Origin of the sequence: Vibrio sp. 10N.247.311.49 (assembly GCF_041467655.1) — a bacterium.
In the GTDB taxonomy this organism is placed as follows: Bacteria; Pseudomonadota; Gammaproteobacteria; order Enterobacterales; family Vibrionaceae; genus Vibrio; species Vibrio crassostreae_C.
The window spans coordinates 48,753-62,070 of sequence record NZ_JBFSVA010000020.1; the positions used below are offsets into that span (position 1 = coordinate 48,753).

Annotated in this window: 11 protein-coding genes and 2 pseudogenes; 9 read left to right on the forward strand and 4 right to left on the reverse strand. The window is 45.0% G+C overall.

Annotated features, from left to right (window positions below; translation table 11 throughout):
* Positions 1 to 317: 317 nt before the first annotated feature.
* The 7 genes from AB6E54_RS17460 (at position 318) to phnE (AB6E54_RS17490) (ending at position 9,012) form a co-directional block, all read left to right on the forward strand.
* On the forward strand, positions 318 to 2,291 hold the full coding sequence (locus AB6E54_RS17460; RefSeq protein WP_102332206.1) for an ATP-binding protein: 1,974 nt from the start codon (positions 318 to 320) through the stop codon (positions 2,289 to 2,291).
* Positions 2,288 to 3,640 carry a sigma-54 dependent transcriptional regulator gene (locus AB6E54_RS17465; protein WP_102332205.1) on the forward strand — a complete coding sequence of 451 codons (1,353 nt, stop codon included), beginning with the start codon at positions 2,288 to 2,290 and terminating at the stop codon, positions 3,638 to 3,640. The genes AB6E54_RS17460 and AB6E54_RS17465 overlap by 4 nt, the downstream gene beginning before the upstream one ends.
* Before the next feature lie 295 nt (positions 3,641 to 3,935).
* Entirely contained in the window at positions 3,936 to 5,156 is a 1,221-nt protein-coding gene (locus AB6E54_RS17470) for a glycerophosphodiester phosphodiesterase family protein (protein ID WP_102332204.1), read from the forward strand.
* Positions 5,157 to 5,456: 300 nt separating this feature from the next.
* Positions 5,457 to 6,497: a phosphate/phosphite/phosphonate ABC transporter substrate-binding protein gene (gene phnD, locus AB6E54_RS17475; protein ID WP_004732989.1), complete on the forward strand. Its 1,041-nt coding sequence runs from the start codon at positions 5,457 to 5,459 to the stop codon at positions 6,495 to 6,497.
* 129 nt (positions 6,498 to 6,626) lie between these two features.
* The gene (gene phnC, locus AB6E54_RS17480; protein WP_004732991.1) at positions 6,627 to 7,397 is read left to right on the forward strand and encodes a phosphonate ABC transporter ATP-binding protein; all 771 of its coding nucleotides are present in this window, start codon (positions 6,627 to 6,629) and stop codon (positions 7,395 to 7,397) included.
* Positions 7,385 to 8,209 carry a phosphonate ABC transporter, permease protein PhnE gene (phnE, locus tag AB6E54_RS17485; RefSeq protein ID WP_102332203.1) on the forward strand — a complete coding sequence of 275 codons (825 nt, stop codon included), beginning with the start codon at positions 7,385 to 7,387 and terminating at the stop codon, positions 8,207 to 8,209. The genes phnC and phnE (AB6E54_RS17485) overlap by 13 nt, the downstream gene beginning before the upstream one ends.
* Positions 8,209 to 9,012 (forward strand): phosphonate ABC transporter, permease protein PhnE, encoded by an 804-nt coding sequence (phnE, locus tag AB6E54_RS17490; protein WP_004732994.1) that lies wholly within the window; start codon positions 8,209 to 8,211, stop codon positions 9,010 to 9,012. The genes phnE (AB6E54_RS17485) and phnE (AB6E54_RS17490) overlap by 1 nt, the downstream gene beginning before the upstream one ends.
* A 174-nt stretch (positions 9,013 to 9,186) precedes the next feature.
* Here phnE (AB6E54_RS17490) and AB6E54_RS17495 read toward each other — a convergent pair whose 3' ends face one another.
* From AB6E54_RS17495 to AB6E54_RS17510, 4 genes are all read right to left on the reverse strand, one after another.
* The gene (locus AB6E54_RS17495; RefSeq protein WP_372106790.1) at positions 9,187 to 9,966 is read right to left on the reverse strand and encodes an HAD-IIB family hydrolase; all 780 of its coding nucleotides are present in this window, start codon (positions 9,964 to 9,966) and stop codon (positions 9,187 to 9,189) included.
* Positions 9,967 to 10,044: 78 nt separating this feature from the next.
* Complete coding sequence (locus AB6E54_RS17500) at positions 10,045 to 10,200, reverse strand: DUF3012 domain-containing protein (protein WP_017061679.1); 156 nt, start codon at positions 10,198 to 10,200, stop codon at positions 10,045 to 10,047.
* 240 nt (positions 10,201 to 10,440) lie between these two features.
* The gene (gene hpf / locus AB6E54_RS17505) at positions 10,441 to 10,797 is read right to left on the reverse strand and encodes a ribosome hibernation-promoting factor, HPF/YfiA family (RefSeq protein WP_017061680.1); all 357 of its coding nucleotides are present in this window, start codon (positions 10,795 to 10,797) and stop codon (positions 10,441 to 10,443) included.
* A gap of 337 nt (positions 10,798 to 11,134) precedes the next feature.
* On the reverse strand, positions 11,135 to 11,392 hold the full coding sequence (locus AB6E54_RS17510; protein WP_229648214.1) for a hypothetical protein: 258 nt from the start codon (positions 11,390 to 11,392) through the stop codon (positions 11,135 to 11,137).
* Between the two features lie 57 nt (positions 11,393 to 11,449).
* On the opposite strand from AB6E54_RS17510, the pseudogene AB6E54_RS17515 reads away from it, so the two are divergent.
* Together AB6E54_RS17515 and AB6E54_RS17520 are read left to right on the forward strand one after the other, a co-directional pair.
* Positions 11,450 to 11,677 (forward strand): annotated as a pseudogene (locus AB6E54_RS17515) (hypothetical protein); the annotation flags it as partial.
* A 327-nt stretch (positions 11,678 to 12,004) separates the two neighbouring features.
* A pseudogene (locus tag AB6E54_RS17520) lies at positions 12,005 to 13,312 on the forward strand (YfcC family protein); the annotation flags it as partial.
* Positions 13,313 to 13,318 lie beyond the last annotated feature (6 nt).

The following is a 13,318-nucleotide window of genomic DNA, read 5'->3' on the forward strand; positions in this document are numbered from 1 at the left end:
GCGATTTTTTAGATCTATAGTCCTTAACTTATTAAATAATCAAAGGTTTTTACTGCTTGATTGAGCGTGCTATTCGTATGATTTACGGGCGTATTGATAAAGTAATCACGTTTCTGTCGGTGCGGTCACTTTCTATTATCGCAAAACAGACAGCTCAAGCTTTATAAAATAATTGTTATGATATCTTATGTGAAATGTTAATGATTACTCTTCATTTAATAGTTTAACTAAAGCTATTCGATGCAAGCCCAAGTAAGGCTCACACCCTAACTGATTGAATCATTGACAGTTCCTGTTGATTATTTGATGAGAAGAAGGTGGGGCGAGTGAGTAGTCATTTCTCCGAGGTTGTAGAAAATAAGGATAGTTTCGAGCGCCCGTTCTCGATCAAGATTCCACGTCGTAAGTGGTTTGGTTGGAAAGGTATTGAGCTGCGCTTGGTACTTGCGTTAGCCATGCTATCGATGACCACTATCTTCCTCTCGGTTGTCTCTAGCTTTACCTTCGATGATTTAAACCAACGTCTTGTTGAGCTAAAGGAGAGTGAAATCCCGGCCTTAGATAATGCCGCACGCCTTGATGATATGGTGCGAGTGATTATTACAACGTCTTCTCAGCTTAGTGACGCTGAATCGAATTTAGAGCGCAAGCAGGCGATGCTAAAAATCGAAGACGCTATTTCCGTTATGAATAGCGTTATGGTTCAGTTCCCGGACTATCACTCCTATTTTAAAGATCTTATCGCCCAAGTTAATAACAGCCTTAGCTTGTTGTATCAAAGTGAAATTGAGTCAGAACAGCTCAACCAAGAACTTCGTAATTTGCTCGAAGGTTTTTACCCGCTACTGCAACAGGCCAGTGATTCACTTGATAGCCTACCTGAGTCTGCCAAAGATCAAATCCAGTACACACAGCTCAAGTCTCTGCTTTATTACCAATTAGGCTTGGTCGAAAAGCTGTATAACGACTCCAGCTTTAATGAGCTCGATTACACCAGTTTGCGATTAGAGCAGGTAGGGGAAGAGTGGTGGAAGCTCTGGGTCAGTGGTGATTTAAGAAGTGATTTTCCTGAATTAGATCATCAACTCACGGTGATTTATAACCTTGCCTCAAGCGATAGCAGCTTGTATGGGATGAAAAACAAAGCGCTCGATCATCTTTATCAAGAGCAATACTTCCTGCAAAACAGCCGCGAGCATTTGAACCAATTAACCGTGCAGATCGAAAGCAACACCAGCAAGGTGAATAGCAATATTGACCAATCGATTCAGCAGGCACAGCAATCTTTGCAATCTAACCAGCGTCTCTCTCTCTTCCTTTCTCTATTTAGCGTATTGGCTGCCGCTGCTATTTCATGGTTCTATGTGCGTAAGAGCATTTTGGAAAGGCTTTTACAGCTTAAAGACAACATGTTTGCGATTTCTACCGGCCATTTAGATACCGAAGTGTCCATTCGTGGCAAAGACGAAGTGACGCAAATGGCCAAGTACCTAAAGGTATTCCAAACCACGGCCAAAGTCGTTAAGAAAACCAACCGAAAATTAGAAGCTGAAGTGGAAGAGCGAACCCTAGCCGAAGCCAAACTACGAGTGACTCAAGATGAGTTGATCCAAGCCGGAAAACTGGCTGCATTGGGGCAACTCAGTGTTGGGATAACGCACGAGATCAATCAACCTCTGACGGCTGTGAATAGCCACGTTCGAAGTGCTCAGCTTTGGCTCGGTAAAAATAGACCAGACAGAGCACAAGAGAATCTTAAAAAGATCGAAGTCCTGCTAGAAAAGGTGGCTGCGATAACTCGTCACTTAAAAGCATTCTCACGTAAGAGCGACGGCAAGATTGATAATGTGGAACTAGATAAGGTGATTGGTGATGCGATTGATCTGTTTGAAACCAGACAGAGCCCAGTATCGATTCAATATTCGTCCCAAAGCTACCAGATGGTTCGAGCCAACAGCATACGCTTGGAACAAGTGCTGGTGAACCTCATCAGCAATGCTCTGGATGCCATTGAGCATAAAGAGCAGCCTCAACTTAGTATTGCTACGCAAGTGCTTTCGAACACCACTCAGATTTTGGTTAAGGACAACGGACTGGGCATACCTGAAGAAGATATCCCGTATTTGTTTGACCCATTTTATTCCAGCAAAACAACAGGTAAGGGGCTCGGGCTCGGCTTGTCTATCGCATACAACATAATAAAAGATTTTGGCGGCTCGATTCACGTGGAATCGGTTGAACACCAAGGCACCACCTTTATCGTCACTCTACCAAAAGGCACAGGTTCATGATTTCAGAAAAACACATAGTTCTTATCGACGATGAAATAGATGTCGTCGAAGCCGTGAGCGAAATGTTAGAGCTAGAAGGGTTTAGTGTCACCACCTTCACTGATCCCAACCTTGGCCTAAAGTCGCTTAAAGCGAACAGTCAGTCGGTTGTGTTGTGTGACGTGCGCATGCCGAAAGTGGACGGTTTGACGTTGTTGAGCTCAATCCAACACCGTGCCCCGAATGTGCCCGTTTTATTGATGAGTGGCCATGGCGATATCCCAATGGCGATCGAAGCGATGAAGTTGGGCGCTTTTGACTTCCTAGAAAAACCGCTTAATTCGAGTGAGCTGGTGGAGAAGCTTGATTTGGCGATTACCCAATGTCAGCACAGTTGCCCGTCAACCTCGGATGGCGATGGGCAAGAGGATTTACCGATTGAATCCGTGGTTATTGGCCAATCAAAAGCGATGGATACGATACGTAAGCAAGTGCTCGCTTTAGCGCATACCGGTGTCGATACCATCATCAACGGAGAAACGGGAACGGGCAAAGAGGTGATAGCTCAAGCTCTGCATCAATTCAGTCGTCGTAAGACTAAGCCATTTGTCGCGATTAACTGTGGTGGTATGACAGAGAGCATTATTGAGAGTGAGTTGTTTGGCCATGAAGCGGGTTCGTTTACTAGCGCGAACAAGAAGCGTATTGGCAAAATAGAACAAGCCAATGGCGGCACTCTGTTTCTCGATGAAATTGAGAGCATGCCGATTGCGGTACAAATAAAACTGCTGCGCGTGATTCAAGAGCGAATGATTGAGCGTGTTGGTGGTAATGAGTTGATACCTGTCGACATCGTCGTGGTCGCAGCCAGTAAAGCCGATCTTGTGAGCTTGAGTGAGTCTGGGGAATTCAGAGCCGATCTCTTTTATCGCTTGAACATTGCGAGCTTAAACCTTCCGGCACTGCGCCAACGGAAAGAAGACATTCAGGTGTTGTTCCGTCACTTTGTGATTCAAGCGAGCCACAAATACAAGACACGCCCATCAACGATTTACCCTGAGCAGATTCAGCAACTATGTCGGCATGAATGGCCGGGTAACGTGCGTGAATTACGCAATGTCGCTGATCGATTTGTGTTGGGTATCGTCGGTGATGGCTTCGATCTTCAATCGCCAATTTGTGAAGCGTCCGGAGAAGATTTCGCTTTTGAAAAGCAGATGGAGCAGTACGAAAGGAATGTACTGACGGAGGCGCTAATAGAAAGCGCAGGTAACATTAACGAGGTATCAAGTAAGCTGAATTTACCGCGTAAAACCCTTTATCGAAAAATGAAGAAACACCAATTAGATAAAGAGAGTTTCAAAGCCTAATTCGTTCAGGTGTTTGTTAAATGGAAAACCAAAACCAAAAGAAAAAGCACAAGACAACAATGACCCATTTGGTTTTTAGTCGAATGGCTAACTGTTTCAAGTGATTGTAATAAAAGAGCTTTAACATCTGGCATAAAGCGTGCAATCCCTACATTGTGGCGTCAGCCCACATGAGGTTATTCGATGTTGAGTCAAAAAACATATGACAGCTATCTATATATGACAGCTATCCAACACCGAATGATCGAATAAAGGACATTAGAAAAATAATTGCTTGTTGCAAGGAGATACAAACATGAAGCAAATACTGAAAGGTTCGATTGCTCTGATATTAGGCATGAGTTCAATAACGGCATGGGCCGCTGCAGAACCAGCAAACTTAGGACCTCGTCCCCTCTTTTTAGTCAACAATATGGATGAGAGCCCTTTGAAAACTAAGCTGTTGAGTTGCAGCGAAGGACCTTTTCATCGTAGTGATTTTTCTATTGGGCATCGCGGAGCTGCGATGCAGTTTCCTGAGCACACTAAGGAATCTTATTTAGCGGCGATTCAAATGGGCGCAGGCGTTGTCGAATGTGATGTCACTTTCACCAAAGATAAGGCGTTGGTATGCCGTCACTCGCAAAGTGATCTACACACGACGACCGATGTATTAGCACACCCAGATCTTGCGAAGAAGTGCTCAACCCCGTTTACACCAGCAAACCCCGCGACAGGCGAAGATGCACAGGTTGAGTGCCGTACTTCTGATTTCACGCTGGCTGAGTTTAAGACGCTCAAAGGTAAAATGGACGGCGCGAACCCAAAAGCCACCACGGTTGAAGAGTACATGAACGGGACTCCAGGTTGGAGAACCGATCTTTACAGTCAAAGTGGGACACTGATGACACACGCAGAAAGTGCAGCACTGTTTAAAGAGCACGGCGTGAGGGTCACTCCTGAATTGAAATCAGCAGCGGTAGATATGCCTTTCAATGGATTTAGCCAAGAGATGTATGCGCAGAAGTTGGTGGATGAACTGAAAGAAGCGGGTTTCAAGCCTTCTGAGACTTACCTACAGTCATTCAACTTGGATGATGTGAAGTACTGGATCAAAGCAGCACCGAAGTTCGGCAAACAAGCGGTTTATCTTGATGACCGTGTTTACGAACAAGCGGACTTTGTTGCGTCTGTTGAAAACATGAAAGAGCTACACGATGCGGGCGTGAATATCATCGCACCACCTCTGTTTGCTTTGGTTGAACTTGATAAGAACAACGAATTAGTGGCGTCTAACTACGCGAAACTGGCTAAGGATGCGGACCTCGACATTATCGCATGGACACTGGAACGTTCTGGCCCGCTAGCGCAAGGCGGTGGTTGGTACTACAAGAGCGTGAAAGACGGCATCAACAATGATGGCGATATGATGAAAATGCTTGATGTGCTGGCACAAGATGTTGGTGTAATGGGTGTATTCAGCGATTGGCCTGCAACGGTAACTTATTACGCTAACTGCATGGACAGTGACGCATAGGCGATTCTGAGAGCGCTGTTACGTCGCTAATTATAGCGTTTGTATAGAGAGCGCTTAGCCAAAGAATAACAAGAGAAAAAGCAGTGAACCAAAGAGCCTTCGGGCTCTTTTTTTACCACTGAAATTGGTGGGACAAAAATGACCCAAATGATGGGTTTTGAGTTGGACACTTATGACTCAAAAGATCTTGGTTAGTTTGAGGTTGTTTGTAAGTTGTTGAAATTTAGTAAATAAAAATATGGCACGAAGGCTGCAGTAGCTAAGGTGACTTTCAACAATAAGTAAAAGTAAGGTTTGAATATGAAAATCAGTGTTAAAGGACTGTTAATCGCTAGCTCATTACTGCTTCCTTCAATGGCTATGGCAAGCGACTGCTCTAGCCGTGGTGTGTTAGACGATCGATACTGTGATGAAAACCAAGATTTGGTGGCCGACTCACCAAAGAACCCAGATGAGTGGAACGACCCAAGTACGCTTGTATTTACCTACACGCCAGTAGAAGACCCTGCGTTGTACAAAGATGCGTTTGCGGATTTCCAAGCTCACCTAAGTAAAATCACGGGTAAGCGAGTGATTTACTACACAGTTCACTCGAACTCTGCGCAAGTAGAAGCGATGCGTTCTGGTCGACTGCACGTTGCAGGTTTCTCTACGGGCCCAACAGGCTACGCAGTTAACTTAGCAGGTTACGTTCCAATTGCGGTGAAGGGCGATGAGTCTGGTTTCCAAGGCTACAACCTAATCACGATTGTGCGTAAGGACAGCGGCATTAACAAAATGTCTGATCTGAAAGGCAAAAAGGTTGCACACACTTCTGCATCTTCCAACTCTGGCAACCTAGCTCCACGTGCGTTATTCCCAGCGAAAGGCCTAGTGCCAGATGAAGATTACAAGGTGCTTTACTCAGGTAAGCATGACCAATCGATTCTAGGTGTCTTCAATGGAGATTATGACGCAGCACCTGTGGCATCGGACGTGTACGATCGTATGGTAGCAGCAGGTCGTGTTGACGATTCTGAACTGAAGATCATCTACCGCAGCCCACGCTTCCCAACGTCTGCGTTTGGCTATGCTTACAACCTAAAACCAGAGCTAGTTGAGAAGATCAACGAGGCTTTCTTTAGCTACCGCTTTACACCAGAAATGAGCGCATCGTTCAAAGGTGCAGACCGCTTCTCGCCAATCAGCTACAAAGAAGAGTGGGATGTGATTCGTGATATCGCTCATGCGACAGGTACGGCTTACACCAAAACTGGTCTGAAAAAGTTAGCTGAAAAAGATGCGGCTAAACGCGCAAAGAAAAAAGCCGCTGAGCTAGCAAAACAAGCAAACAACGGCTAGTTCTTCACTCTGTTGGAAGGCTAAGTTTTAGAAAGACTTAGCCCTTTAAAAACACCTACCTTAACTAAAAATCTATGCCCTCGCGGGTAGGGCATAGATCATTCTAAAATTCGCACAAGGAAATGCAGTATGGCCGTAGCAAGCTATGAAGGAATAAAGATAAACAACCTTTTCCACGAATACGTGGCAGGCAAGCCAATCCTTAAAGGTATTAATATTGATATCGATGAGCCAGGTATCATCGCGATCATTGGTCCATCTGGTACCGGTAAAAGTACGCTTCTGCGCTGTATCAACCGACTCAACGATCCAAGTCAAGGTGAGATCATATTTGATGGCGCAGACCTGACTCAATTAAAAGGCCAAGCGCTACGTAAACAGCGTCGACATATCGGCATGGTGTTTCAAGAATATAACCTCGTGGAACGTTTAACGGTTATCGAGAACGTGTTGAGTGGCCGTTTGGGTTACATGACCGCTTGGAATGCATGGCGTCGTAACTACTCTGCGCAAGACTTAGCCAAAGCGTTCGAGCTACTTGAATTTGTTGGCTTGCAAGACTTTGCTAACCAACGTGCCGACAGTTTATCGGGCGGCCAAAGACAGCGTGTCGGTATCGCTCGCGCCGTTATGCAAGACCCATATATCTTATTGGCGGATGAACCGACGTCATCACTCGACCCGAAAACCGCGGTTGAGATCATGGAGTTGATGGAGACATTCGCAGAACAGAAAAACATTCCCGTGTTGGTTAACATCCACGATGTGAACTTAGCCAAGCGTTATGCCAAGCGCATCATCGGCATGTGTAACGGTAAAGTTCATTATGACGGTAGCCCTGAAGGGATCTCAGAAGAAGATCTAAAAATCATTTACGGGGGTGAGTCATGGCTGGATTAACCCCAAATTCATCGCCAAGCGTGCCGTCAAACCAGTCGCCAGCGAAGCATGAAAACCCGTTCAAAACCTCATGGACTAACCGAGCAATCATCGCTGCAATCATTGGCTACCTGTTTTACAGCTTTGCGACGTTAGGACTGACTTTTGATCGTTTGGTCATCGGTTTTGGTGAAAGTGAGCGGTTACTATCAAGAATGTTCCCGCCAGATTTCTCGCGTACTAATCTACTGCTAAGTGGCTTAGCGGAGAGCTTGCAGATAGCGATCATTTCGAGTTTCTTCGGCATCGTCATCTCATTGTTTCTTGGCTTGTTAGCTGCGAGAAATATGATGCCTTCAATCGTATCGACGCCAATACGTTGTTTCATCGCACTATGTCGCTCTTTTCACCCGGTGATTATCGCAATCCTATTTGTGAAAGCGGTAGGCTTCGGTGCCCTAGCTGGGATCCTGACCTTGGTCTTCGCATCGATTGGTTTTATTGCCAAGCTTTTTGCAGAAGCGATTGAAGAGATATCTTTTAAACCGGTTGAAGCGATTAAAGCAACCGGTGCCAGTTTTATCAGCGTCATTTTGTATGCGGTAATGCCTCAAGTATTTACTCGTTTTATTGGCTTTGCTAGCTACCAGCTTGATTCCAATCTACGTAACTCAACCATGGTTGGCATTGTGGGTGCGGGCGGCCTTGGCGGTACGCTTTTCTCGGCATTCCAACGCTTTGACTACGACTTCGTCGCTGCTATTTTGATCACCATTATCGCATTGATTCTTGTGGGTGAATTTCTTTCCAACATTGTTAGGAGAATCTTCTAATGACAACAGCATCTATCGATAAAGAGTGGCAGCGCTTTACACCAAACGAACGCGTGGCTCGATTTGCCGTTTACCTTAGCTTAGTGTGTGCGATTGTTTGGTCTTGGCAGACGGTTGAAGTGATTCCTGAGTTCCTATACGACGCGCCAGCGCAGTTTGCTGACATGTTCGAGCGTATGGTGCCAGTGGACTACGCTTTCTATCCTGAATCAATCCACGCAGCGATGATTGAAACACTGCACATTGCGACGTTAGGCACCTTGTTTACCTTGATATTTGCGATTCCGTTGGCGTTATTGAACGCGCCAAATATCACACCTAATAAAGCGTTGAACTGGGTGGCTCAATTCTTTCTGGTGTCTTCACGTTCTGTGAACTCATTGGTTTGGGCTTTGTTGTTTATCGCACTATTTGGCCCCGGTGTTCTCGCAGGCATTATGGCAATTGCTATTCGCAGTATCGGCTTTGTAGGGAAGCTGTTAGCGGAAGCGATTGCCGAAGTGAACATGGGGCCTATCGAAGCTCTGCGCGCAACCGGCGCTTCTTGGATGAGCATCTTGCTTAAAGGGTATTGGCCACAAGTGATGCCCGCATTCTACTCCATCGTGTTGTTCCGTTGGGACATCAATGTGCGTGAATCTGCGGTATTGGGGTTAGTGGGCGCTGGTGGTATTGGCGTGGTGCTAAACGATGCGCAGAACCTTTTTGAGTGGCAAAAAGTATCAATGGTGTTGGTGAGTATTTTTGCAGTGGTTATCGTTGCAGAAGCGGTGGTTATCCACATCCGTAACAAACTTATTTAAACATATGGTGCAATGCAGCGTGTTTTGTGTGATGTGTCAAAGTTAAGAGCTTATCTAGCATTTTGAAGCTCAAACGACCCTAGGTACTTCGGTCTACCTAGCGGTCGTTTTTTTATGTCTATTGAGTGGCCTGAGACCTTGTTAGAAGTAGAAGGGCGTGACTCTTTTAAGTGTCTAGTTTTTAACTGCCAGCAGCGCATCCACAAATTCTGCAAACCCATAGCCACCAGGCTGCGACATGACCCTGCTTGGATGGTGCTCTAGCTTATCCCAATAATGTTGAATGTTTGCCACGCCAACGGTAAGTTGAAGTGATTCGAACATCTGCTGATCATTCATTGAATCGCCGACATAGCAGGCTTGATTGTGGATTTGCTCAAGCGATAAGCCTTTATTAGCCAGGAAACGGTGCACGGCGTTTTTCTTTGAGTGTTCGCCGTACCAAGCGTTGATATGAATCGAACTTGCCGTCGCGTGTGCGCCTAAAGCGTGTATTCTTTCGAGTACCGCTTGAACAGTTTCAGGATCAACAGGCTTACGGTTTTGGCCGATATCAATCGCGACCTCACACAAGCGGTAAGATTGATCCAAAGTTAGCGATAGGTCGGGGTAACTCAACAAGATCGCTTCAACTTCTTGTTTTAGCTTAGCTTGGTTCTTACGCACTTGTTCTAGCGGTGTTTCAGATGAGAGTTGTAATGCATCATCTTGCTTCTCTAGTAAGAAGGCGCCGTTTTCTCCAAGCACGGCATCGACAGGCCAGAGCTGCGCAATATGGTCACACCAACCAGCACAGGCTCCCGTTACAGCGACCACTTTGATTCCATTGTCTCTCAGCTTTTGTAACACAATCAGGGTTTCTGGAGGGAGTGAACCTTGCCAAGTGAGCGTGTCATCGACGTCGGTTAATACCCATTCGATGTGCTTCCAGTTGTTGTCTAGTTGGTGTTCCATTAAAACTCACTTATTCCATGGATTGTTTTACACAGAGCGTATTAATTCAGCCCAATGTAGAATTAGAAGCTAACGTGATTAGAAAATACAGTGTTTAGCAAAATCGCCCGCTTCATTAGCCGTCCAGTCACCTTTAGGCTTTTCTTTCATATCCGCACACCAAGCTTCACTGCCAACCTCGGTACAAGCCATTAATTGAGTAGCAAGGAAAAGTATCAACGCGATTTTCTTCATAATAAACATTCCGTTGTGGTCTAAATTTCTGCTTATAACTGTATCAAATCCGACAAGTGATTGTTATAGCTGCTAAGAACTTAAGGGCGTTAATAATGATGTGGGGTTGAGCTGAATTCGAGGGACGGTAAAGAAGCGAAGGTTTGCTTGGCTTTAAGATCGAAAAAGCCAGCAACGTATGCTGGCTTTGAAATTCTTAATAAGTTTCTATTCGTTATTTCGCTTTAACTACTTATCGATTTATACCAATTTCATCTCTTGGATGATGTCCGAAGCAATCTCTGGCTTCGTGCTTGTTGGTTTCTCGTGTAGGTCGGCTTTCAATTGTCCCTTACGGTTACTTAGGCCCGCTTCAAGTTTCTTAAGTGCTGCAGCGATAGCTGGGTACATAACATCGTCTGTCGATTTTGCTGTTACTCGTACACCTTCGTAGTTGGTGAATACTTCAACCTGATGTTGACCGTGTTCTTTAGTAATGATGATGTCGCAACTGATCAGTGATGGGAAATGGTTAGATATCTTCTCGAATTTACCTTCGATGTCTTTGCGTGACTCGTCGTTAATTGATACATGATGTGTTTGAACATTTATTTTCATAAATCATACCTTTCCAATGACTGTGTCATTTAAACGTAGCAAACATCGGATAGATTAACCAACTGAGAATTAGCACATGTGTGATTGACTTCAGTGTTATCAAATATTCTCTTGTTACTCCCTTGAAAGTCCGATGAACTGATCGCATATTATGTTTCGTGTTTTAAAGACATGTTCAAAAAAACTCCATCCTTGATAATTTGCGCTAACCTACAGCGAATTCCCAGTGAATCTCTCTTTATCGGTTTTATAATTCCGAACTTGTCACTCCATTGATTTTCTTTCCAGCTCACTCACTTTTTCTTCTTTGATTAAAAACTCAGCTTAAGTTACTAATTTATAGACACTCAACTGCCCACTCCATATTGAAGTGAAACTCTCCTGCTGTGAGTTGAGACTCGGGTATGGTAATGCGTGCTCGAATATCGACTTCTTTATTGGATGCCAGTTGATCGACAGGAAATTCGACGCCCTGACGCCAATAATTAATGTCACCTTCATAGCGAACCGGCGTTTCGACTTTGAATCGCACAAGTTCTGAAATGCGAGACTCATCAATTGAGCCTAGATCAATATGTTGCAGTTTGAGCAACAATCGAGAATCTTTGCGATTGGACTCAAGCTTAAGCGTTATCGCTCGGCCATCGTATTCTCGGCCACTGAATTTAAGCCGTTTAAGCGTATTAAAACCATCAAAGCCATTAAGATTGATGCAGAAATGCTGGAGCTGTTAGGCAGTGAAGATGGCAACACGGCGATGATCAAAGTGAGCTGGGATGAGAAGGGAATGAAGGTCTATAAGGATGGCTACTTAGCGGATTATGAGTACGGGATTGCCCCTCATGAGATGCAAGAAAACTACGAATTAGCACCTAAGTAACTCGATTCGATTGCAGAAAAGCGCCTTACTTATTAGTGGGCGCTTTTCTTTTGCTCACCAAAGCATGACGAAACTCACACTTTTCTGACAATTAATGACTCGTTATGCTAGTATGCGCCGCTTGTCTTTGTAATTGATAAAAAACGCATTACCCAAACAGTCTTTTTCTGTTTATCTGCTTGTAATGACCTCATTCAGTTTGGCCTGACTTGGCCGAACATCTGCATTTTGCTCGGACGCAAAGAGAGTAGTTCTCACTACTTCACTATGTACATTTGAGAGCACCATCTATCAAAGGCCTTTTTGAAACAGCCTAAATTAGCGCGAACTTACTTCATCCCTGCTGGTGAATTCGAGCGAGTGGTCATGAATGGCCGCACGGTTATCGACCCAGACAGCTACACACAATTGACGAGCAACCCAACAACATTAGCCTCTTTTTTCGAATCATTTTTTAAAGGCTTCAAATCCGCTTCTGGCGTGATGGGCGTTGTGGTATTTGTGGGTGGTGCTTTTGGCATTATCAAACACATGGGTCTGTTAGACGCATCCGTTGTTGCACTAACTACTAAGCTAAAGAAGCAAGGCTTATACGTGATTGCGCCTGTGATGATGACGGCGATCTTCTTCAACGTTACCTTCACCGGTATGCGTGAACTTGATGTCATTTTCATCTCTTTGATGATCCCGATCTGTATCAAGCTTGGCTATGACGCGATTACGGCACTTGGCGTTGTTTTACTGGCAAGTTGTGCCGGTTTCGCGGCCGCTTTGGCTAACCCATTCTTTACGGGTATTGCACACACTATCGCTGAACTGCCTATGTATTCAGGCATGTGGTACCGCTTTATTGTTGGTATGTTCATGTTGTTAACGGGTGCATGGTATGTGCTTAACTACGCGCGCAAAGTTAAGCAAGATCCGACCAAAGGCTTGTTACACGGCACGGGTTACCACTATGAATCAAATGTTGAAGCGAAAACACTGACCACACGTGAAAAGCTTGCGGGCATCGCGTTCTTGGGCGTGTTCGCATACATGATCTTCGGCACGTTGACGATGGGTTTCGGCTTCACCGAGATTGCGGGTGCATTCGTGGCGATGGCGATTATTCCGGGTTTGGTGGCGGGCTTATCTCCGAACAAGATTTGTGAGTACTGGACCAAAGGTGTTAGCGATGTATTGGTTGCGGTACTGATCATCTTCTTTGCTCGTTCAGTGCTAACCATTATGGAAGACGCGAAGATTGTTGATTCTATTATCTTCTATCTTGCACAAATCATTTCTGGCAGCTCTAAGCTTGTTGCGGCGGCAGGTATCTACTTCTCACAAGCTGCGATCAACCTGTTTATCCCGTCGGGCAGTGGTCAAGCGGTGATTACTATGCCAATTATCATTCCACTGGCAGATATTGGTGAAGTGACTCGTCAAGTTGCTGCGTTGGCGTCTCAATTGGGTGATGGTATTTCTAACTATATTTACCCAACCAATGGTGGCTTGTTGGCGGTATTGGCTATAGCAAAAGTACCTTACACCAAGTGGGTTCGTTTCTTCTTACCACTGTTCTTGTTCTGGTCGGTAGGCGCTTTGGTTTCTGTTGTGATTGCTCAAATGATTGAGTTAGGGCCTTTCTAAGGTTTC

Excerpts from the sequence above, each read along its gene's own strand:
- AB6E54_RS17465 (WP_102332205.1), top strand. The coding sequence starts at position 2,288 with ATGATTTCAGAAAAACACATAGTTCTTATCGACGATGAAATAGATGTC.
- AB6E54_RS17495 (WP_372106790.1), bottom strand. The coding sequence starts at position 9,966 with ATGGAACACCAACTAGACAACAACTGGAAGCACATCGAATGGGTATTA.
- phnC (WP_004732991.1), top strand. The coding sequence starts at position 6,627 with ATGGCCGTAGCAAGCTATGAAGGAATAAAGATAAACAACCTTTTCCAC.
- hpf (WP_017061680.1), bottom strand. The coding sequence starts at position 10,797 with ATGAAAATAAATGTTCAAACACATCATGTATCAATTAACGACGAGTCA.
- phnD (WP_004732989.1), top strand. The coding sequence starts at position 5,457 with ATGAAAATCAGTGTTAAAGGACTGTTAATCGCTAGCTCATTACTGCTT.
- phnE (WP_102332203.1), top strand. The coding sequence starts at position 7,385 with ATGGCTGGATTAACCCCAAATTCATCGCCAAGCGTGCCGTCAAACCAG.
- phnE (WP_004732994.1), top strand. The coding sequence starts at position 8,209 with ATGACAACAGCATCTATCGATAAAGAGTGGCAGCGCTTTACACCAAAC.
- AB6E54_RS17470 (WP_102332204.1), top strand. The coding sequence starts at position 3,936 with ATGAAGCAAATACTGAAAGGTTCGATTGCTCTGATATTAGGCATGAGT.
- AB6E54_RS17500 (WP_017061679.1), bottom strand. The coding sequence starts at position 10,200 with ATGAAGAAAATCGCGTTGATACTTTTCCTTGCTACTCAATTAATGGCT.